The sequence below is a fragment of the Nocardia rosealba genome (assembly GCF_020216065.1).
Taxonomy (GTDB): domain Bacteria; phylum Actinomycetota; class Actinomycetes; order Mycobacteriales; family Mycobacteriaceae; genus Nocardia; species Nocardia rosealba.
Window position 1 is genome coordinate 192,392 of sequence record NZ_JAIWNA010000007.1, and the last position, 19,260, is coordinate 211,651.

The following is a 19,260-nucleotide window of genomic DNA, read 5'->3' on the forward strand; positions in this document are numbered from 1 at the left end:
CTAGGAAAGGACGCAGCATGAGTGCGCCGCAGATCGAAGACGTACTCGCGTTGAGCCCCCTGCAGGAGGGGTTGTTCTCTCTTTCGCGGATGGCCGGGACCGAGATCGACCTCTACACGATGCAGTTCGTGGTCGACATCGACGGCCCGCTGGACACCGCCCTGCTGCGCCGCAGCGCCCAGGCCATGCTCGACCGCCACCCGAACCTGCGGGCCGCGTTCTGGGACACCGACGTGCCCAAGCCGGTGCAGATCATCCCGTCCCACGCCGAGCTGCCGTGGGACGAACGTGACGCGGTGGCAACGGAATTCGACTCCATCGCCGAGTCGGAGCGGCGGGTGCCGTTCGCGCTGAGTCGTGGTCCGGCCCTGCGGATCCTGCTGCTGAACGTCACCGACGCGCCGCAGCCGCGCAAGCGGATGATCCTCACCGCCCACCACATCCTGATGGACGGCTGGGCGGTTGCGGTGTTCTTCACCGAACTGCTCGCCGTGTACCAGGCGGGCGGCAGTCTCGACGGGCTGCCCGCCCCGCGCCCGTACCGCGACTACATCGGCTGGCTCGGCGCCCAGGACCACGATGCGGCCGCGCGCCGCTGGGCCGAGTACCTGGGTCAGGTGAGCGCGCCGTTGGTGCTGGCCGACGGCACCGGTGCGCGCGATTCCTCGGTGCCCGAGACCACGCGACTTCGTCTCTCCGCCGGCGAAACCGAAGCTCTGCAGCAGTGGGCACGTGCCAACGGCATGACGCTCAATACCGCTGTGCAGTTCGCCTGGACGGTGCTGCTGGGCCGGATCACCGACCGCACGGATGTCGTCTACGGCACCACCATCAGCGGCCGCCCCGAAAAGCTGGCCGGTGTCGAGGGCATGGTCGGGCTGTTCATCAATACCGTCCCCGTCGTGCACCGGCTCGCGTCGACCGAACCGGTCGTCGCGCAATGCGCTCGGCTGCAACGTGATTCGTCGACCATGCGCGATATCGGGTACCTGAGCCTGTCGACCCTGCAGCGTGCGGCAGGACACGGCGCCCTGTTCGACACCCTGTTCGTGTTCGAGAACGCCCCCATCGACGACGCGATCAAGACCGTCACCGCCGCCGACGGCGCCCAGTTCCGGCCCATCGAGATGGAAAGCCTCGCCCACTATCCGCTCACCGTGGTCTCGCACATCAGCGAAGGCGAACTGCTCGTCCTGGTCGAGGCGGTGCCCGCCCTGCTCGGCCACCTCGACCCCGCCGACCTCGGCGCCCGTCTGGTCACCATCCTGCGCACCCTGCCCACGCTCGACGCCGAGGCGACCCTCGACGCCATCGACCTGCTCACGCCCGCCGAGCACGCCGAACTGGCCAGTGCTGCCGCGGAACTCGTATCCGCGCCCTCCTTCACGCCCTGGGAGCTGTTCGAGCGGCAGGTCGCCGCGACCCCGGACGCCACCGCCCTCACGACCACCTCGGGCGAGCATTTCACCTACCGGGAGCTGCACGATCGTGCCTGCCGCCTGGGTGTCGAGTTCGCCGCACACGGTGTCGGTCCGGAAACCGTTGTCGCCCTGATGCTCCCGCGCGGCACGGACGCGATCGTCACCATCCTCGCCACGTTCGCTGCCGGTGCGGCATATGTCCCGGTCGACATCACCCTGCCCGCCGGGCGCATCGAATCGATCCTGCGCCAGTCGAAGCCGGTTCTCGCCATTGTCCTCGACAAGGATCGTCACCTACTCGACGGGATTACGCAGCAGGACCTGCCGACCCGTCTGGCGGTGCTCGTGCTGGATGACGCCGAGGTTGTCGACCGGATCGCGAACCGCCCCGCGCAGGCTCCCGTCGTCCGCCGCGAACTCGACCACGCCGCGTACATCATTTTCACCTCCGGCTCCACCGGCGAACCCAAGGGCGTCGTCGGCACGAACGCCGCGCTGGCCGGGTACTTCGCCGACCATCTCGAGCGGTTCTACCGCCCGGCGATGGCGAAACTCGGTCGCCCGCTGCGCATCGCGCACGCCTGGTCGCTCGGGTTCGATGCCTCCTGGCAGCCGATGGTCGGATTCTTCGCGGGCCAGGCCCTACATCTTTTCGATGCCGACGAGATGCGCGACGCACACCGAATCGTCTCGGGCATGGCCGAATTCGACATCGACATGATCGACACCACCCCCTCGATGCTGGCCCAGCTGGCGGCGGCGGGCTTGCTCGATCGTGAGCTGTCCGTCCTCGCTCTCGGTGGTGAGGCCATCGATACCGCCCTGTGGGCACGTTTGCGCGCGCTCCCGGGGACGGCTGTGTACAACTGCTACGGGCCGACCGAGACGACCGTCGAAGCCGTCGTCGCCCCGGTCGCCACCTCGGAAATCCCGACGATCGGCACCGCCAACGGCGGCATGGTCGGCTACGTCCTGGACTCACGGCTGCGCCCGGTTCCGCAGGGGATCGTCGGCGAGCTGTACCTGTCGGGCGTGCAGCTGGCCCGCGGTTACCTGGGTAAACCCGCCATCACCGCCGACCGGTTCATCGCCGACCCGGCCCGCCCGGGTCAGCGCATGTACCGCACCGGTGACCTCGTCCGCCGCCTGCCGGGCGGTCGTTTCGGCTACCTCGGCCGCGCCGACGCGCAGGTGAAGGTGCGCGGGTACCGCATCGAGGTCGGCGAGATCGAGACCGCGCTGCGCCGCTCGGCCGATATCGACACCGCGGCCGTCACCGTGGTCCGTCGTGCCGGTGGCGCGTCGCTGGTCGGTTTCGTCGTCGGTAAGGCCGGACGCGCCGTGGTGGTGAGTCGGGTGCGGGCCGACCTCGCGCAGCGCCTGCCCGCGTACATGATCCCGGCGCGCATCGTCGTCCTCGACCGGTTGCCGGTGAACGTCAACGGCAAACTCGACGGGCACGCGCTGAACGAGCTCGCCGAACAAGCACTTTCGTCGGCCGACAGCCATGCCGCCGCCGAGACGCCCACCGAGATCGCGCTCAGCGAGGTCTTCGCCGAACTGTTCGACGGCCGCGCCCCCGGTATCGACGCCGACTTCTACGAACTCGGTGTCGACTCCATCGTCGCCATCTCCCTGGTGAACAAGGCCCGCCGCCGAGGCCTCGCGCTCAACCCGCGCATGGTTCTGGCCTGCCCGACCATCCGTGAACTCGCCGCCGCCGTCGACGACGCACCCGCCGCCGCCCAGGCGGGCGCCGACTCCTACGGTGTGGTTCCGCCGCTGCCGGTCGTGTCGTGGATGTACGAGTACGGCAACTATCGCCGCTTCACCCAGACCGCCCTGCTACGCCTGCCCGCCGGAATCGACCGTGCCGGCCTGGAATCCACGTTGCAGGCTCTGCTCGACGCGCACGACACCCTGCGTGCCGTACTCACCGATACGCCCGATGGTCCCCGCCTGCTCACCCGCGCGCCCGGTGTCGTTGCCGCGGGCGACGTGGTGATCGAAGCGCCGCGTGGACTCGCCGGTTCCGAACTGGATTCCGTCATCACGGAATACGCGCGTATCGCCAACGACGCGATCGACCCGAGGTCGGGGGAGATGGTGCGCGCGGTGTGGTTCCCGGGTGCACCGGGCTCGTCGGAAGTCGACCAGAGCTCGGGCGACGCGAAGAATTCCGGGGACGACGCTGATGGCGATCCCGGCGACATTCTTTTGCTCGCGGTGCACCACCTGGCTGTCGACGTGGTGTCCTGGCACATCATGATCGACGGTCTCGCCGCCGCCTGGCAGCAGATCCAGTCCGGCGTCGCACCGAAGATGCTGCCCGAGTTCACCTCCTACCGGCAGTGGTCCGAGGCCATGTGGCAGCGCGCCAGCACGCCGGAAGTGCTTGCCCAGCGTGACTATTGGGCGTCCCAGGTGCGCCGACCCGACGCGCCCCTCGGTTCCCGGCACCCCGCCCCCGCGTCCGACACCTGGTCGAGTCTTCGCGTGAACACCGTCGCCACCCCCGTCGAGGTGACCCAGCGCCTCCTCGACCGCATCGGCAAGGACGAGGGCGTCCGCGAATTCCTGCTCACCGCCCTCACCATGACCATGGCCTCGCTGCACGCGAACAACGGAAACGATCCAGCCGCAGGCGCTTTGATCGCCCTCGAGGGCCACGGCCGCGCCGACGCCGAACTCGGCACCGACACCGCCAACACTCTCGGCTGGTTCACCAGCGTGTTCCCCGTCCGCCTCGGCGTCGGCGAGCAGTGCGTGGATGTCGCACGGGCCCAAGCTGATCCGGCCTCCGCGCGGTCGCTGCTCGACTCCGTCATCCGCCACCTGCGCGAAATCCCCAACCAGGGGCTCGATTACGGCCTGCTCCGCTACGTCGACCGGGCCCCCGAACTGCGCAACGCCGCCGAACCGCAGGTGGAATTCAACTACCTCGGCCGAATCGACCTCAGCGGCAACGACAACGAGCCATGGTCGCTGCTCGTGGGAGCCCACGACACCGCCCTTCCGCTCGATCCGGAACCCGACCTTCCCTTGCGGTACGCGGTAGACGTCATCGCCGGCATCGGCACCACCCCCGAAGGCCCAGCCCTGACGACCAACTTCCGCTGGAGCACCGCTCTGTTCACGGAAAAGCAGGCTGACCGGTTCGCCGAACTGTGGGCCCAGGCCGTTCGAATCCTGGCCGCTGCTCTCTGAGGACCGATCGTCGATGCCGGTGGGCCGGTAGAGTTGGCGGGCCATTATCAGGGGAGGAATGTGGTGCGCGTAGTCGCGGGGTTTTTCGCTTTGTCCTTGATGCTCACGTCGTGCGCCGTAATCGGTACGGCCGAGCCGCACTGTCCGTCGGGAACATTGAACGTGCAGACGAACGAGAGCCAGTTGGGTAACTTCGTCGCGCTGCAAGACAAGGTCCGCGACGTGGTGACCGCGCGTGAGGTGCCGATCACGATGCGAGAGATCGGCCGCCGCGCAGGCTGGTCGCCGGAATGGGACCGCATGATCCCGCTCCGACCAGGCGCGGCCCCGGAAAAGATCCTCGCGGCCGCAGGCATCGACGATCCGAATATGTGTGTGAAGGGGATTCCGACCTTCGACCCCTTCTACGAAAGGGTCCACTATCCGAATTCATTGTTCCTCGTCGGTTCCCGTCCGGTCCACCGCGTCGAGTGGTTCCGTCCGCAACCCTTGATCGATTTCGGCGCGCAGGGCTTCCTCACACCGGATACGGAACTGATCATCGACCGCGGCATGCTCACACCCGCCCCCGGCCGATAACGCCAGGGCATATCCGCGATCACGCCCGGCTGCCGCATTTCGGGCTGACCACTGGTTACGCTGGTTGCCGACCGTTTTCCATTCGACGCAGTCCTGCTGTTCTTCGGAAGGAAGCACATGAGTCCCGCCATCGGTGCCGTCGTCATCCCCGTCTCCGACCTGGAAGCCGCCAAGAAGGTCTACACCGCCCTCTACGGCCGGCCTCACACCGACCAGCCCTACTACGTCGGTTACAACGTCAACGGCTTCGAGATCAGCCTCAACCCCCAGGGCGACCGCGCTACCGGACCGGTCGCGATGACCGACGTCGACGACCTCGACGCCACCCGAAACGCCCTTCTCGCCGCAGGAGCCACCGAGAAATCGGGCCCGCAGACAGTTGCCCCCGACCTCCGCATCTGCACCCTCGCCGATCCCGACGGCAACCCCTTCGGCCTGCGCGGCAAGTAGGTCACCGACGCGCTTCGATGCCGTCGAGTACCTGCTCGAGGCCGGTGTCGAACTGCCAGCGCAGGTCGTCCTTGCGCCGTGCCTCGTGCACATAGCGCTGGAAGGTCGGATAGCGGCCGGTGCCGAGCAGCCAGGTCATCTGGGTGGACAGGCCGGTGCGCGCCTGTGCGCCGGTGGTCCAGCCGCGATCGTCCATGAGCGCGCGTAGGCCGATCTCGGCACCGGTCGCACCCTGCACATACGCGAAAACCGTTCGCGCGGCCGCCATCGCCGTATCGAGGTCGAGGCCGAGGTCGTCGTGGAGCGCGGTCAAGGCGTGCTCGGTCAGGGCCATGCGGTTGGGTGTGAGCTCGTAGACGAGCTCCGGCGCGGTGAGCCGGGTGAGCCACGGATGTCGCAGGATCAGCGCCTGAAGGGCCGTCGCCAGCTCACGCAGCGTCGCGCGCCAGCCGTCACCGACCGTGCAGTCGACCTCGCCGTAGACGAGGTCGACCATCAGTTCCAGCACCTCGTCCTTGCCCGCCACATGCCGGTAGGCCGCCATCGGCGCCACCCCGAGCTCCGTGGCCAGCCGGCGCATCGTGATGGCGTCGAGCCCGTCGACGTCGGCAACCGTCACCGCGGTTTCGGCAATTCGTCTGGCGGACAAGGGTTTACCGGTGTTCCGGTCGCCTTCTGTGAGCCGTTCCCAGAGAGAAGTCACGCCTGTTCCGCTCCTGATGTGTACTTAGTACGCACGAGATGTGTACTTTGTATCTGTGAGCATACGCAGTACACATCTGCTGTTGGCGGGCGCCTTCGGTCCGGCCGTCTTCGTCCTCGGCTATCTGATCAACGGCGCACTCCAGGCCGGCTACGACTCATCCCACGACACCATCAGCGCCCTTAGCCTGGCCCCCCACGGCTGGATCCAGAACAGCAACTTCGTCCTCTACGGCATCCTGACGGTGCTCTTCGCCGAAGGGCTCCGCCGCGCCGCGTCCCTGCGCACCGCCGGGTATTTCGCCCTGCTGGTCGCCGCCGCCGGGCTGATCGTCATCGGGTTCTTCCCCACCGACCCGGTGCTCGGTTTCCCCGAAGGAGCCCCCACGGTCGTCACCGCGACCGGCAGCATCCACAACCTCGGCGCCCTCGTCGTGTTCACGGCCTTTCCCGTAGCGGCCCTCACCGCCGTGTCCCGCCACGCCCGCCTGTGGTCGGCCTTCTCCGTCGCCACCGCCGTGTTCTCGCTAGCAGCGGTCGGAGCCTTCTTCGCCGCCGTGGAATCGACACCGGCCGGTGCCCAATCGTCGGCCGGCTTATACGAACGCCTCCCGACACTGTTCATCGGCCTCTGGCAGATCGTCTTCGTCTACCGGGTCCTCGCGAAAAGTAGATAACGTGCCGTTCATCGGGAGACGACGTGGTGACCGGTCGGCCGCGAACCTACCGTCCCGGATCGGGTCGCATTCATGCACCAGCGTGGGCCCACACCGGTTACTCGAGGAGTCCCTATGCCCCAGATCGCGTCACGTCTGTCCGTGGTCATCGCCGCGGTTGCCGTCATCACAGCCGGCGGCGGTAGTGCGGCCGCCGCACCGCAGACAGGTGAAATGACCCTCACCTTCGTCCGCCACGCCGAATCGGCCGGCAACGCATCCGGCCTGATCGACACGTCCGTGCCCGGCCCCGACCTCACCGAAAAGGGCTGGGAGCAAGCCGCCGCGGCCGCGCTACGCCTGGCCGACTGCAAGTTCGACGGCGTCTACGCCTCGACGATGGTGCGCACACAGCAGACCGCACTACCCACCTCGGAACTGTGCGACCGCCCCGTTGTCGTCGAGGAGGGCTTCCACGAAATCGAAGCCGGAATCTACGAAGGCACACCCGAGAAAGACGCGATGGCGAACTACTTCGCCGCACCGGTCCAGTGGATGCAAGGCAACCTCGACGCCCGCATTCCCGGCTCGATCAACGGCCACGAATTCAAAAAGCGCATGGACGACTCCATCCAGGACATCCAGGACCGCGGCGACAAGCGCGCCACGATCTTCTCCCACGGCGGCTCCATCATGGTCTGGACCCTCATGACCGTCAGCAACCCCGACATGACCAAACTGCAGTCCGACCCCATCCGCAATACCGGGCGCGTAGTCGTCAAGGGCAGCCCCGCGAAGGGCTGGAAACTCGTCACCTGGGACGGCACTCCCGCTGCCTGACACGCGCAGGCGCCACGGCTACACCCGCCGCGTCGAATCCGATCGACGGTGAGGGTTCATCTGCGATCGGTGAAGATGGCTATGTGCCTGAAGAGACGGTGCTCCAACTCGGCGGGTGGGCCGGGGATCACCGTGAAATTGTCGGCGTCGTGGTGTTGCAGGAGGTAGCGGCCGTCATCGGGGTAGTCGAGCCAGAGGAACGCTTTGCCGTCGGAAGTGGGCCGGGAATCGACCTGGAACCCAGGGAAAACGGTGATCTCGCCCGTGCCGATTCGGGGGCGCCGGAAGAAGCGTTGCGTGTGCTCGACCGGGGACAGGCGGGTGGGGTGGCGAGCGAACGTGGCCGTCTCGAGATCGCTGCGCCTGCCCTCGAAACGCTGTGTCGAACCACCGTGCAGGCGTGGCAGTTTCGCGACGATAGCCGCTGCCAGATCGCCCAGCGGGACAACGGAGAGCGTGATGTCGCCGCCTTGCTCGCGCGTCGGCCCCGGGGCCTGAACGGCCAACGCCACGTGATCCTCGACGATGCCCGCATAAACGCGCACGACCTCGGTCTGGCCCGGCCCGTGTAAGCCCTGGATCTCCACCCGGACCTCGGGCTCGAGAACGGCCCGGAACACCCTGTCCAGAACCGCGTCGTACACCTGCACCAACCGGTGCCGGGCAGCTTCCCGCCGCTGCCGGTGGATTCCCATGGTCTCGGCGAATTCGGGCTGGAAGGTCAGCGGGTACGGCATCCGGTCCCGGCCGTGCGCTTCCAGCCCGATGGCGAAGGCATGTGGATCGAGCACCCAGGTGTGATCAAGGGCCGGTGCTTGGGGTCGGCTCATGCGCCGATCACCCCACCCGCCGGCAGCGTGGGCGGCAACTGCCCGATGAGTTCGTGCTCGCGATCATGGATGAGGTAATCCGGGGTGGTGTGCTCGTTCTCGTCGTCACGCCCACCGCCCCTTCCGCCGCCGCCCATCATGCCGGGCATCCCGCTCATACCGCGCGCACCCGCCGCCGACGCCCCCGCACGAGCGCCGGAGTTCTGCGCCCCTGCGGCTCCCGGTGTTCCCGCGACGGAGCGTCCCGCGGCCGGTACTCCGGAACCACCGGGCACGCCCGAGCCGGGCGATCCAGACCCCGGCGATCCTGAGCCGGGAGACCCGGCTCCGGGAGACCCGAGTTTGCTGTCGCCGGGTGTGGCCGGTGTCGTCGTCGGCGTCGTAGCGGGCGTTGTGGCCGGTGACTCGGTGCCTGCCGGGCTGGTCGAGTCGTCGTCGGTGCCGTCGTCCTCTTGATCATCGCCGGGAGTGGTCGACTGTGGGGTCTCGGCGGTTGGATTCTCCGGCGTACCAGCAGGATTCGTCGACGCGCCGCCACCGTTGTCGGTGTTGTCGCCCCCGCCGTTCGGATCTCCCGCCGGACCGTCACCCGGCACTCCGCCGCCCGGATCCGTGACATTGTTCCGGGGGAGGGGTAGCACCGGAGTTTGCTGGTCGACGGTGAGCGCACCCGGCTGATAGGTGCCGATCATGAACAGCCGAGCGTCCGCCTCCGCTTCGTTCGCCCGATGCTGAGCGGCCTTGACCGTACCGTTGCCCGGGATATGGCCGACGAACTCGTCGAAGGCGCTGACCTCTTCCGGTTTCGGGATGGCGATTTTCGCTTGTCCGAGAAGGCCTTCCATGTAGTCGATACCGTTGGCGACCATCTGGAAGGTGGTCGGCAGCTTGGCAGCCTCGGTGGTGTAACTCTTCACCGCCTCGATGGCCGCGGAACCCGAAGCGCCGGACCACTTTTCGGTCAACACCCGTTCGAAGTTGGTGCGGTAGTTGTTGACAGCGGTTTCCGTGCCGGTGGTGAGCCGACGCCAACCGTCGGCCGTCGCATTGATCTGCCCGGCATCGACCCCGCCCTGACCGTCCTTGCCCTGCAAGGCCTCCCAGATCCGCTGATGCGGCCAGTCGCTGAACGGCTCGGGATCCTTCACCGCAGCCTCCTGCATGGTGACATCCGCGCACGCACGCAACCGCGCCCACTCGTCGCCGATGATGGTGCGGTCGCCCTCCCACGCCAGCTTGCCCTGGTCATCGAGAGCGCGCCGTTGATCGTCGGCGTTGTCGGACCGGTCATGGTTGTCGAGCACCTTGAAGATCCCGAGAGTGCCGACGTGGAAGACACCCATGCCGACCGACTCGAGGGGATCCCAGAACCCCATCAGATCCCCGCTCCCGCATTGCCGATCGCGCCCGCGGACTGCTGATCGACAGCCTGCAACTTGCCGATGGCGGCGAGGAAGGTGTCGCGCTGGTCGCGGGCGATGGCGATGTGTTGATCCAGGCGTTTCACGGCGGAGTCGTCGGGGTCGTGCGAGCCGCCGGCTACAGCTTTGTTCTCGTACTTGCCGCGGATCGCCTCCGCGGAAGGGAGGCTGCCCCAGCCGCTGAGGTGGCTGAGGGTTCCCGCCTCGAACTTTTGTGCCTCGAGGTCGGAGATGTATTGGCTCACTACGTCAGCGAGCGCTTGGCCGAGATCCTCCTCGAGCTTGAATTCGCCGTTCATGGCTTGGGTCTTCAGGTTTCGCCAGTGCGTGGCGTGGTCCTGCGACATCAGCTTCCCCCTCTACTTCGGAAGATTCGGTTCGAGCGCCGTGGCGTAGTCGGCTGCCATGCTGCATGTGTCTCCGACTCGTGGCCCTTCGGTGCTCAACCAACCGACTTTGACCTCGAACATCCCCTGTTCGGCCGCGAACGACACGTAGCAGCTGTCGGGATCGTCCCGTTCTTGCGAAACGAAACCCGGGCGGCCGTTCACCTCGGTATCTCGCAGGTTGACGAGGCTTGCCTTCTGGCGTCCCTCTGCCAGGCTGTGGCTGGTAGACAGAACGGCGACCCTGGTCCGACCGACATCCGGGCGCCTGTCGAGCGGCGCCCAACTGCAGACGCGCCATGCCGACACCCCGCTCGGAGGATCGGTGGTCACGAGCTTGGTCGCTGGATCAAGTCCGACACTGCGCAGCACCTCATCCGACAACGCCCCCCGGCAGGGGTTGAACACCTCGATCGTGTCCGGATCCCGCACGGTAGTAGTAGGCCCGGCCGACCCCTCAGTGCTCTCCCCACACCCGGCAAGCACCGCCGCCCCGACCGCGCCACACACCACGGCCCGCATCACCACAACGCTACGCACAGCACTCCTACCTGATCGCCCACGGCAGAATCCCGCCGCTACAAACTTAGACGCACCCCGGCACCAACCGGTTCCCTCGATCAACCGGCAGCCCCCGCCCTCTATTTGTATTCGGTCCCGGGAAACCCTGACTGAGCCGGGCGAGGTCGAACCCTCATCGACCTCCGGGCGGCTGCCAGGCCGCGAGCAGATCCGCGGGACCGAAGCTGGCAGCGAGGTGGTCTGTGGCGAAACCGGAACGGCTGACAGCGATCAGCGGGATCGCCGCATCCGTCAACCGAAACCGGTGGTTCTGCAGGTCAGTGAGGTCATGGACGTCGAAGGGGGAGTTCTCGAGCCATTTGATGGAACCGAGGAACGCCAACTCCTGGGCTACAGGCTCCCGGTCGGCGCCGACAATATCGATCTCCACGTCGTTGGTCCGGGTCCAGTACCCGCCGATCACGGGGACGGCCGGTAGGCCCTCGGCCGGTAGGAGCCGGGAGAGCGACTCGCGAATCAGCGGCTCCACCGCGCGCCCACGCCAACTCGACCAGCCGCGGCGAATCCTGTGCAGAGTGAGATCGGCGCGCAGCCGATCCAATTCGGGAAGGTAGGGACCGAGGAATGTCAGCCAGAATCGTAGATACGAGTCGGTGATCCGGTAACGGCGGTCCTTCGACGGAGTCAAGCTGACGGGCAGCTCCGCGGCGACAATTCCTTTGTCCACCAAGAGGCTCAGTGCGCGCGTCAGGCTCGTTGACGCCAGGCCCCCTGCTGCTCGGGCGATATTGGCGAACGTGCGTTCCCCGCTACCGATCGCCGAAAGGACCTGGCGTGCCAGTGTGTGCTCAGGAAATTCGGCGGCCAACGACAGTTGCGCCGAGACGACCAACGGACTGACCGGGTCGGCCAGCTCGCGCTCCAGGAACTTCCACATGTCTTCGCCTGCCCGCCACCGTGCGCAGATGATGGGCAGACCACCGGTGATCAGGGCGGCGTCGAACGCAGGGGCGGGCTCTGCCCCGATCATGGTGGCGACATCGGCGGGGTCGAGCGGTCCGAGCCGCATTTCGGAGCCACGCTGGTGAAACGGGCGGCCATAGGATGTGAGCGCTTGCATCATCGCGAGATCCGAGCCGATCAGGATCAAGAGCACCGGCTTACGGCACAGTTCGCGGTCCCACGCACGCTGCAAGACACTCTCGAACGCGCCGGCCTCGTCCATCAGGTAGGGCAGTTCGTCGAGAACGACAATGCTCGGTTGGTCATCGGGCAGGATGCCCGCGAGCTGGCGCAGGCCGGCTGTCCAATTGGCAGGCAACGCCTCGGCGAAGATCTCGGCCTCCGGCAGCGTGGAGCGGACAACCGTGTCGGAGAACTCGGCGAGCGGATCGGCGCCGAGCCCGATCTCGCTGGTGTAGAACACATTCGGTACACCGCTGCGCTGAGTGAACTCCTCGACCAGAGCGGACTTCCCGATCCGCCGACGGCCACGCAGGATGAGGCAGCGCCCCGGTTTCGCGGTGCCGATCGAGGCGCGAACCCCGTCCAACGCCTCATCGAGGGTTCGCAACTCACGCCATCGACCGACGAAGTCCATAGACCCTCCGTATCATTGATGTTAGTAACATTGATGATACTACTGCCAATGGGTGTCCTCTATGGGCTGGCGACCATAGATCGCCGATGTCGCCGCAACTCAGGGCGATTCATCCCCGCCTCTCGCTCTCACTGGTCGGTGAACGGCTCTAGGTCTTCGGTCGACAACGGTGTGACCGTTGCCGGGTCAATCCGTGTGGTCGACAGCAGTTCGTTGATCGCTTCGTCCGGTTCGGGTTCATCGGTCGGAGATTTGTCGCTAGGCCTCGGTCACAATGGCGTGTCCGAGGTGTCGTACGTATACATATCTGGTCTCGATCCGCATCGGAGGGATGGAGGAAGGGAATTGACGTACTTCTCCTTTTTCGCGTTCCACAACCAACGGGGTTGAACCCTGATTCTGTGTACGCGGTACGACACGCCAGCCGGAACTGAATTCATTGAGACTGAACTCGTCCGACCCCAGAAAGGCTTGCGCAATTTCTCTGGCCTGCGATTCCTCGATCATGGAAGTTCGCTTTCTCTCAGGTGGTCTCCGTCGGCATCAATGTGCACCCCTTCCACATTGAACGCATTGAACCAATGTCCGCCGCCGCGACAGCCAGGTCGGCTAGCGGGGTAACTGCGGTGGGCCCGAAGCTCGCGGTGGGCGCTCAGTTCATTCCTCGGCCGAATGGTGCTCGACTACGATCGGTGTCGTGTCCACACCTTGACGGCGAAGACTGTCCAAGACTTGCCCAGTGTATTTCCGAGTCGGCTGGTAATGAGTGCTGTGGTCACTGATCAGGCGCACTACGCCAGCTTTTGCCTCGATCTCGCCCGCACCCCCTACCGGCGCTCCCGCCAGAAAACTGGAATGGTGGAATTTGCCGAGAAGGTGAAAGGGTGCCGAATACAGGACGCCATTGCGGTCCATGACGAATATTGCCCGCCCGCCGCCGGGGGTCCATAGCGTTTTCGCAGCCGACGTGTCGAACAAGTCGCCTTTGCTGTCATGAAGTAGGCCGTCGTAGCCGAAGAGGCGGAACTCGCGTCGCGCAGTATCGTCGAGGTAGTCCACATGAGTGCCCTCCCATACAGTATTCCCGGGTTCGCTCTCACCGTGAAATGCTGGGATAATGCTCGTGGTCTCGTATCGCCCAGCGCTTTGCTGGGCTGATTCGGCGGTGAGCACGAAGATTCGTTCCGGTTCGAGCCGCCCGGAGTCGGTGAGTTCGCGGAGGATATCGGTGGCATCGCGACTCGAGTCGGCGCTGTAGACAACGACATCGGTGCTGTCGTCCCAATATGGAGAGAACATGCCGATGACTTCTCCCGAGCGCATTTTCAGCAGCAGAAATGGGCCGTCGTCACTGTCGTGACTGAATCTCCGAGCTAGGCGTGCTGACACTTCGTCGACGGCCAGGGCGAGCCGGGCGATGGGGCGGGAATTCGCAAATTCGGCCAGATACTCTGCCGGCAGCTTGGTGAAGGCAGGTGTCGGCCAGGGGCGAGTCGAATCCAGGTGTGCTACCACTCGGCCGATGAAGTCGCGCAGCTGTGGTTCGGTCTGGCGCATCGGAACAAGTGTGGGCAGGGGTTTTCCGTCGTTGATCCCGCCTGCCAGAGATTCGTACTCCATCTCGGCGGTGAGGTATTCGATGGGTTCGAGCACCAGCGCTTCAGCGATTCTGCTCGCCAGTTCTTCGCTGAGCTCGGGCTCGAACTGGATCCGATAGAATATTCGCTGGACGATTCCGTCCCAGTAATCCATCCACATTCCTTTCATCACTGCGATGCCTCGAGCCGTATCTGCGCTGCAGTGAGCTGAACTCCCAATGCTCGCAGGTGATTGACGGCCTGCAAGGTGTGGCCTCGTTCGGGTCGATAATGACCACTGGAGTCGGTCAGTTGCTGAACTACTCCGTTGACAACGACGAGTTCGCCTGCCGCCGCGACCGGCGCTCCGGCGAGAAAGCTGGAATGATGGAACTCGCCGGGCGCGTGTTCGAGTGCAGCATACAGGTTGCCGTGTTCGTCCATCGCGAATATTGCGCGACCGGATCCGCCCCAGACCGAATGCCCAGCTCTGGTATCGAACAGTTCGCCGTTCGAATTGTAGATACGTCCACCTCGGATTTCGATGCGAAATGCTTGACGTCTGTTTTCATCCAGGTAGTCCACGTGCGAAGGCGGCGATGTCCAAATGCTGTTTCCCGGAAGGTGTTCGCCGCGGTATGTGTTCTGCATATCGCGGGTTTCGAACGGAGGTCGCGGTCGGTAAGCCGTCGAACCGAGTTGCTCCTCGATCGACTGCGATCGGTGATCGTCGTTGTGGTGCTGTGGTGGAGCGGGTGCTGGAACGACCGCTGGCGTGGGCGTCGGATGGGGCTGTTGTACGGGTGCGGCCGGTGTGGGAGTACGCGGTGGCAGCCCGAGGATCCTGCGCCAGAGCGGTCGTCGGCCGGCCGCCGGTGGTGATTGAGCGGGACTGGCCATACCCCAGGACTGGCCGTCCGGAATCCATCGCGAAGTCTGATCCGGCCCGTCGCCGGCGGGCCATCGGGGCGCACTACCGCTCGCCGTCGAAGGCGGTGCCTGGCGTGCAGCCGGAATCGACTCGGGCGCACGGGAATCTGGCGGGGTTGGAGACGGGAACGGGGAGTTCGGCTGGGACACTGTCGCCGAAGCGTGGCCAACGGGCGGGTCGGTGAGCCATGGTGGTGTGGGAGGTGCACAAGTTGCTCGATCTATGGCGCTGCTGAGCTGCTGAAGGTCATGCGGCGAAAGCTGCTCGCCCCCGGGTTCGAGGCCCAATTGCGCACGCAGGTGAGCCGTGACCTCGCTCATGTCGGCTTCAGGGGCGATCGTGCCGGGCAGGCCTGAATTGTCTACTCGCAGTTCCATATCAGCCGCACTGGAGTTCGCCACCGGAACGAGATCGACCATGACCCAGTCGCCGTTCGCGAACCGACTGCCGCCATTGAAATGGAGGTCGACGGCTAGCTGAAGCCGCGCGTGGAGAGCCGCGAGCACCGCAGGATCGATGCCCCTGGCATCCATGCCGAGGCCGACTCGAAGTACAGAGACGGGGGTGTTGAAAGCGCTGACGTGCCGAGCCCAGGTGAAACGTCTGCCGCTTTCGACAACTGGCTGTACACCACCATCCGGCTGCCGTGTTCGCAGACTGGCACGCGCCGCACGCGCTCGGTTCGCGTTCTGAATTTGCTGCGGTGTGGGTGTGGCGGAGGCGACCGTGAATTGTTGGCCCGCTACTCCTCGATCGTCCCCTCCGCGGGCCAGGTTCCCGTGGTACGGCTCTTCATGGATGCCCACGATGTCACCACTGCTGAGACCCGATCCGTGGGTTGGTGGCGGATCGGGTTCTTGGTGATCTCGACTTCCTGGGTGATCCCCGGGTCGTCCGGTGCTTCCAGGAATGTCAGGTCGACCCGGTACACGATGGTGTTCGGTTCCTCCGAGATTCGTGTCAGGTGGATTCGGCGCTGTTTCGGATATATCTGATAGCCCTGGGGCGGTAGGCCCGCTTCCGTTGTCTGGTCGAATTCCTCGCCGATCGATGTCATGCCCATGCTCGAGTGCGCCGTGATCACCCCGGTGTGCTTGTTGATCACGAAACTCCCTCGGCCGAGGGTCGGCATCTGCTGGCGTGAAGTGCTGGCCTGGGCGCTCATCTCGCGGCATACCCAGCCGTGGTTGCTCTCCAAGATACTGAACGTCTTCTCCGGGCCAAAGACTTGGGCCAGCAACTGTCGGGCCTGTTCCCTGTCCGGCACTGGTTGCGCCATTGTTCGATCCTCCATTGTTCGCGTCGATGGGTATGCACCACATCGCCCCGGCATCCTTGAGCAGGGCAGGCGGGGGTACGTCGGACGTTTCGCCTGATTGAGGGTCCCACCAGACCGGCCCGGCCGCGCCAGGTGGAAACACGATGACGGTCGCGTGTCCTTCTTCGATGACCGGTGTTCCATCGGGGTTGTACCGTCGGGCGCCGTTCTGGTCCCGCGCGTGCCAACCCGTGGCGACCAAGGCTGCCGAGCCGGGGCCGAGACTGGCGATGTAGTTGTGCAGCGCCTGGTACTGCGCGACGACCGGCATACCCGAAGTACTCGAGTACGAGACCCAATTACGGCCGAGCCATGTTGCGGCGCGCTCGTTGCCGTCTTCCTCACCACTGCGGGAATCCGGTGTTCCGTCATCGTTCACGTCTGGCCAACGAGGTGCCGAAACACGGGGAAGGCCGAAGAACGAAGACAATGCCGACAGGGAGCAGTCGAGGCAATTGTTTCCCCGCCCGGGCACTTCCGTGCCTCCGTCATTGATCGCTTGCCCATACGGGTGGGTGCGCGGATCGGCCCCGGTGACGAAGGAATTGCCGTCGCGAAGAAGGTCTTCGACCTCGTTCTGGTACGCCGAGTCTTCGATGTCATCGAGATGGTTGTGATCGACGACCCGGGAATCCGCCGGGTCGGAGAAGGGCGTCGGTGTGTTGGCGCGTGCGATGTCGTTGCTGATTTCTCGGAGGTCATCGGGGCTCAACATTGTTCCGGGTGGACTGGGGAACAGTCCGATGTGCTCGCGGAGGATGTTGGCCTGGCGATTCGGGTGCTGGGCCGAGTCCAACTCGAGGTCTGCGTCTTGCGGATCGGTGGTGAACTCCAGGTCGACGAGCAGTAGATCTCCACTCAATAGTCGGGACCCGTTGTTGAAGGTGGCGTCCACCCGCGCCTGGATACTCTCCATCGCCTGCCGCAGGTCGGCAGGCGACATCAGGTGTGCGTTGGGGATGTGGGCGCGGATGGTGGCGACGGCGACCCGTTGGTTTCCGCCGAGGTGGAAGCGGCGGATGCGATAGGCGGGTGGGCGCTGGATGAATGGGCTGCGGTTGGTGTCGACCGGTACCGTATGTCCGCCCTGAGACGGCAACCCTCGAAGAGACTCGCGAAGAGCACGGGCGGACTGATTCGTGCTTGTCGCCGTGGTTGCGCTGATTGCAGGCAATGGAGTCTGCCCGAACGCCGGTTGATCGTTCGGGGGATGCGACGGCGTCGGGCTCGTCCCGAGCGACTGCTGCGGTACCGGCGACGGTTGGCCCGGTGGGGTTGTCGCCGACGGGCTCGTGGCGCCGTGTATGTCGCTGGCGGGTGAGGATTCCCGCGGAGTCGGAGATTCGACGGCCGACGGTGCGCTGTCTACCGGTCGATCGTTTCCTCCGTCGGCCAGGATCCCGTCGTTCTGCTGAGCATCTCGGCCCACGCTGTGGCCTGCGACAGTGGTCCACTGCTCGGCTGGAAGTGCAGGGTTTCCTTGTCGATCGTCAGCAGTTGCGTCGTCGGCGGGTTGTTCGGTTGCTCCAGCTCCATTACGTGGACCTGATACCGGACTGTTTGTGGGTCCTCGAAGGTCTTCACCAGATGGATCCGATGGAGTGGTGGATACACCTGGTGACCCTGCACCGGTCGGCCTGTCTCGATCGCCTGGTCGAACTGCTCCCCGATCATCTGCATCGGCAGGCTGCTGTGCGCGGTGATCACCCCGGTCGCCTTGTTGATCACGAAGTTGCCCTGGCCGACCGTCATCCCCTGTTCGGCTTGCTCCGCTGTCGGAACCGGGTGGGCTACCCAACCCTGACGGGTCTCGATCAGATTGAATTCCCGGGTCGATTCGAACGCCGTCCGAAGGAGCTGCTGGGCTTGCTCCAGAGTTGGAACCGGTTGTGCCATGGGCCGTACCTCCGTAGGGAGTGATCGGGGTGAAGCTCAGCGAATAGGAATTGTCCACCATCCAAGCGGGCGGGGTGTCCGAGGTGAAGCCCTGCTGCGGATCCCACCACACCGGTCCCGTCGCACCGGGCGGAAACACGATCACCGTCGCATGGGAACCAGCGATGACCGGCGTGCCGTCGCCGTTGTATCGCAGGTTGCCCGCGCTGTCGCGAGCATGCCAACTGTTGACGACCAGGGCGGCCGACCCGGGCCCGAGCGCAGCGATGTGATTATGAAGTTCCGCATACTGGGCCGCTATCGGCAATCCGCCGACGAACGAACGCAAACCGTCCCCGAGCCACGTGCGGGCTCGGTCGAGCCCGGTACTTTCGCCGCTCTGCTCGTCGATTCCGCCGGTCGGCGCGGGATCGGGGAACCGCGGTGCCGACACCTGCGGAAGGCCGAAGAACGAGGCAAGGGCTGAGAGTGAACAGTCCAAGCAGTTGTTCCCACGTCCCGACACACTGGTGCCGCCGTCGTTTATCGCCGTGCCATACGGGTGTGTTCGGGGGTCGGCGCCCGAGCTGAAAGAATTGCCTTCTCGCAGAAGGTCTTCCAGGTCGGCCTGATAGGCGGGTGTCTCGATTCCCCGAAGCCGTTGCGGTCCATACGAGCGCAGGGCCCCCGGGTTGGTGACCGGGGGATTCGTATTTGCCCTTGCGACATCGTTACTCAGCGAACGAAGATCATCCAGGGTCAGTGGTGCCCCGAGTTGCGTTGTGACGCCGAGGTGTTGGCGCAGCGCAGATTCGAGCTGTTGGGGATTGGTGATCTGGCTCGGGTCGACAGCCATGTCTGCTTCGCCGGGGTCTGCGACCGGGACGATATCGATGACCAGGGGGTCGCCCGACCGTAGCGAAGCGTTGGGGTCTGCGAAGGAAG

At 65.4% G+C, this 19,260-nt stretch carries 17 protein-coding genes and 2 pseudogenes; 6 read left to right on the forward strand and 13 right to left on the reverse strand.

What is annotated here, in order from left to right; translation table 11 throughout:
* Positions 1 to 17: 17 nt before the first annotated feature.
* The 3 genes from LDL21_RS23975 to LDL21_RS23985 all read left to right on the forward strand — a co-directional run bounded on the left by LDL21_RS23975 (position 18) and on the right by LDL21_RS23985 (position 5,657).
* Positions 18 to 4,628 (forward strand): non-ribosomal peptide synthetase, encoded by a 4,611-nt coding sequence (locus tag LDL21_RS23975; RefSeq protein WP_225281850.1) that lies wholly within the window; start codon positions 18 to 20, stop codon positions 4,626 to 4,628.
* Between the two features lie 63 nt (positions 4,629 to 4,691).
* Positions 4,692 to 5,207, forward strand: coding sequence for a hypothetical protein (locus LDL21_RS23980; protein ID WP_225281851.1), 516 nt, complete (start codon positions 4,692 to 4,694; stop codon positions 5,205 to 5,207).
* 117 nt (positions 5,208 to 5,324) lie between these two features.
* Positions 5,325 to 5,657 carry a VOC family protein gene (locus LDL21_RS23985; protein WP_225281852.1) on the forward strand — a complete coding sequence of 111 codons (333 nt, stop codon included), beginning with the start codon at positions 5,325 to 5,327 and terminating at the stop codon, positions 5,655 to 5,657.
* Position 5,658: 1 nt separating this feature from the next.
* Here the strand turns inward: LDL21_RS23985 and LDL21_RS23990 are convergent, their stop codons facing one another.
* Positions 5,659 to 6,360, reverse strand: coding sequence for a TetR/AcrR family transcriptional regulator (locus tag LDL21_RS23990; protein ID WP_225281853.1), 702 nt, complete (start codon positions 6,358 to 6,360; stop codon positions 5,659 to 5,661).
* Positions 6,361 to 6,415: 55 nt separating this feature from the next.
* Here LDL21_RS23990 and LDL21_RS23995 point away from each other — a divergent pair, with 55 nt between their 5' ends.
* Positions 6,416 to 7,036, forward strand: a complete 621-nt coding sequence (locus LDL21_RS23995) for a DUF998 domain-containing protein (protein ID WP_225281854.1) — start codon at positions 6,416 to 6,418, stop codon at positions 7,034 to 7,036.
* Between the two features lie 114 nt (positions 7,037 to 7,150).
* Positions 7,151 to 7,855 carry a histidine phosphatase family protein gene (locus LDL21_RS24000; protein ID WP_225281855.1) on the forward strand — a complete coding sequence of 235 codons (705 nt, stop codon included), beginning with the start codon at positions 7,151 to 7,153 and terminating at the stop codon, positions 7,853 to 7,855.
* Positions 7,856 to 7,911: 56 nt separating this feature from the next.
* Here the strand turns inward: LDL21_RS24000 and LDL21_RS24005 are convergent, their stop codons facing one another.
* From LDL21_RS24005 to LDL21_RS30230, 10 genes and pseudogenes are all read right to left on the reverse strand, one after another.
* A complete protein-coding gene (locus tag LDL21_RS24005; RefSeq protein WP_225281856.1) occupies positions 7,912 to 8,685 on the reverse strand; it encodes an ESX secretion-associated protein EspG in 774 nt (257 codons plus the stop codon).
* Positions 8,682 to 10,061, reverse strand: a complete 1,380-nt coding sequence (locus tag LDL21_RS29975; protein WP_305082688.1) for a PPE domain-containing protein — start codon at positions 10,059 to 10,061, stop codon at positions 8,682 to 8,684. The genes LDL21_RS24005 and LDL21_RS29975 overlap by 4 nt, the downstream gene beginning before the upstream one ends.
* Positions 10,061 to 10,453, reverse strand: a complete 393-nt coding sequence (locus LDL21_RS24020; protein ID WP_225281859.1) for a hypothetical protein — start codon at positions 10,451 to 10,453, stop codon at positions 10,061 to 10,063. The genes LDL21_RS29975 and LDL21_RS24020 overlap by 1 nt, the downstream gene beginning before the upstream one ends.
* Positions 10,454 to 10,465: 12 nt before the next feature.
* Complete coding sequence (locus LDL21_RS24025) at positions 10,466 to 11,014, reverse strand: DUF3558 domain-containing protein (protein ID WP_225281930.1); 549 nt, start codon at positions 11,012 to 11,014, stop codon at positions 10,466 to 10,468.
* 172 nt (positions 11,015 to 11,186) lie between these two features.
* A complete protein-coding gene (locus LDL21_RS24030) occupies positions 11,187 to 12,614 on the reverse strand; it encodes an ATP-binding protein (protein WP_225281860.1) in 1,428 nt (475 codons plus the stop codon).
* Positions 12,615 to 12,872: 258 nt separating this feature from the next.
* The gene (locus LDL21_RS30290; protein ID WP_504805951.1) at positions 12,873 to 13,121 is read right to left on the reverse strand and encodes an SUKH-4 family immunity protein; all 249 of its coding nucleotides are present in this window, start codon (positions 13,119 to 13,121) and stop codon (positions 12,873 to 12,875) included.
* Positions 13,122 to 13,271: 150 nt separating this feature from the next.
* Positions 13,272 to 14,366: an IQM protein middle domain-containing protein gene (locus LDL21_RS24035; RefSeq protein WP_225281861.1), complete on the reverse strand. Its 1,095-nt coding sequence runs from the start codon at positions 14,364 to 14,366 to the stop codon at positions 13,272 to 13,274.
* 14 nt (positions 14,367 to 14,380) lie between these two features.
* A complete protein-coding gene (locus tag LDL21_RS24040; protein WP_225281932.1) occupies positions 14,381 to 14,776 on the reverse strand; it encodes an IQM protein middle domain-containing protein in 396 nt (131 codons plus the stop codon).
* A 1,088-nt stretch (positions 14,777 to 15,864) separates the two neighbouring features.
* Positions 15,865 to 16,401 (reverse strand): SUKH-4 family immunity protein, encoded by a 537-nt coding sequence (locus LDL21_RS24045; protein WP_225281933.1) that lies wholly within the window; start codon positions 16,399 to 16,401, stop codon positions 15,865 to 15,867.
* Between the two features lie 103 nt (positions 16,402 to 16,504).
* Positions 16,505 to 16,915, reverse strand: a pseudogene (locus LDL21_RS30230) (toxin glutamine deamidase domain-containing protein); the annotation flags it as partial.
* A gap of 36 nt (positions 16,916 to 16,951) precedes the next feature.
* Here LDL21_RS30230 and LDL21_RS24055 point away from each other — a divergent pair.
* Entirely contained in the window at positions 16,952 to 17,290 is a 339-nt protein-coding gene (locus tag LDL21_RS24055) for a hypothetical protein (RefSeq protein WP_225281934.1), read from the forward strand.
* Positions 17,291 to 17,805: 515 nt separating this feature from the next.
* On the opposite strand, the gene LDL21_RS24060 is transcribed toward LDL21_RS24055, so the two are convergent.
* On the reverse strand, positions 17,806 to 18,336 hold the full coding sequence (locus LDL21_RS24060; protein ID WP_225281935.1) for an SUKH-4 family immunity protein: 531 nt from the start codon (positions 18,334 to 18,336) through the stop codon (positions 17,806 to 17,808).
* Between the two features lie 100 nt (positions 18,337 to 18,436).
* Positions 18,437 to 19,171, reverse strand: a pseudogene (locus tag LDL21_RS30235) (toxin glutamine deamidase domain-containing protein); the annotation flags it as partial.
* Positions 19,172 to 19,260: the final 89 nt, after the last annotated feature.

Excerpts from the sequence above, each read along its gene's own strand:
- LDL21_RS23975 (WP_225281850.1), top strand. The coding sequence starts at position 18 with ATGAGTGCGCCGCAGATCGAAGACGTACTCGCGTTGAGCCCCCTGCAG.
- LDL21_RS23985 (WP_225281852.1), top strand. The coding sequence starts at position 5,325 with ATGAGTCCCGCCATCGGTGCCGTCGTCATCCCCGTCTCCGACCTGGAA.
- LDL21_RS24000 (WP_225281855.1), top strand. The coding sequence starts at position 7,151 with ATGCCCCAGATCGCGTCACGTCTGTCCGTGGTCATCGCCGCGGTTGCC.
- LDL21_RS24005 (WP_225281856.1), bottom strand. The coding sequence starts at position 8,685 with ATGAGCCGACCCCAAGCACCGGCCCTTGATCACACCTGGGTGCTCGAT.
- LDL21_RS29975 (WP_305082688.1), bottom strand. The coding sequence starts at position 10,061 with ATGGGGTTCTGGGATCCCCTCGAGTCGGTCGGCATGGGTGTCTTCCAC.
- LDL21_RS24020 (WP_225281859.1), bottom strand. The coding sequence starts at position 10,453 with ATGTCGCAGGACCACGCCACGCACTGGCGAAACCTGAAGACCCAAGCC.
- LDL21_RS24025 (WP_225281930.1), bottom strand. The coding sequence starts at position 11,014 with ATGCGGGCCGTGGTGTGTGGCGCGGTCGGGGCGGCGGTGCTTGCCGGG.
- LDL21_RS24030 (WP_225281860.1), bottom strand. The coding sequence starts at position 12,614 with ATGGACTTCGTCGGTCGATGGCGTGAGTTGCGAACCCTCGATGAGGCG.
- LDL21_RS30290 (WP_504805951.1), bottom strand. The coding sequence starts at position 13,121 with ATGATCGAGGAATCGCAGGCCAGAGAAATTGCGCAAGCCTTTCTGGGG.
- LDL21_RS24035 (WP_225281861.1), bottom strand. The coding sequence starts at position 14,366 with ATGGATTACTGGGACGGAATCGTCCAGCGAATATTCTATCGGATCCAG.
- LDL21_RS24045 (WP_225281933.1), bottom strand. The coding sequence starts at position 16,401 with ATGGCGCAACCAGTGCCGGACAGGGAACAGGCCCGACAGTTGCTGGCC.
- LDL21_RS24060 (WP_225281935.1), bottom strand. The coding sequence starts at position 18,336 with ATGGCACAACCGGTTCCAACTCTGGAGCAAGCCCAGCAGCTCCTTCGG.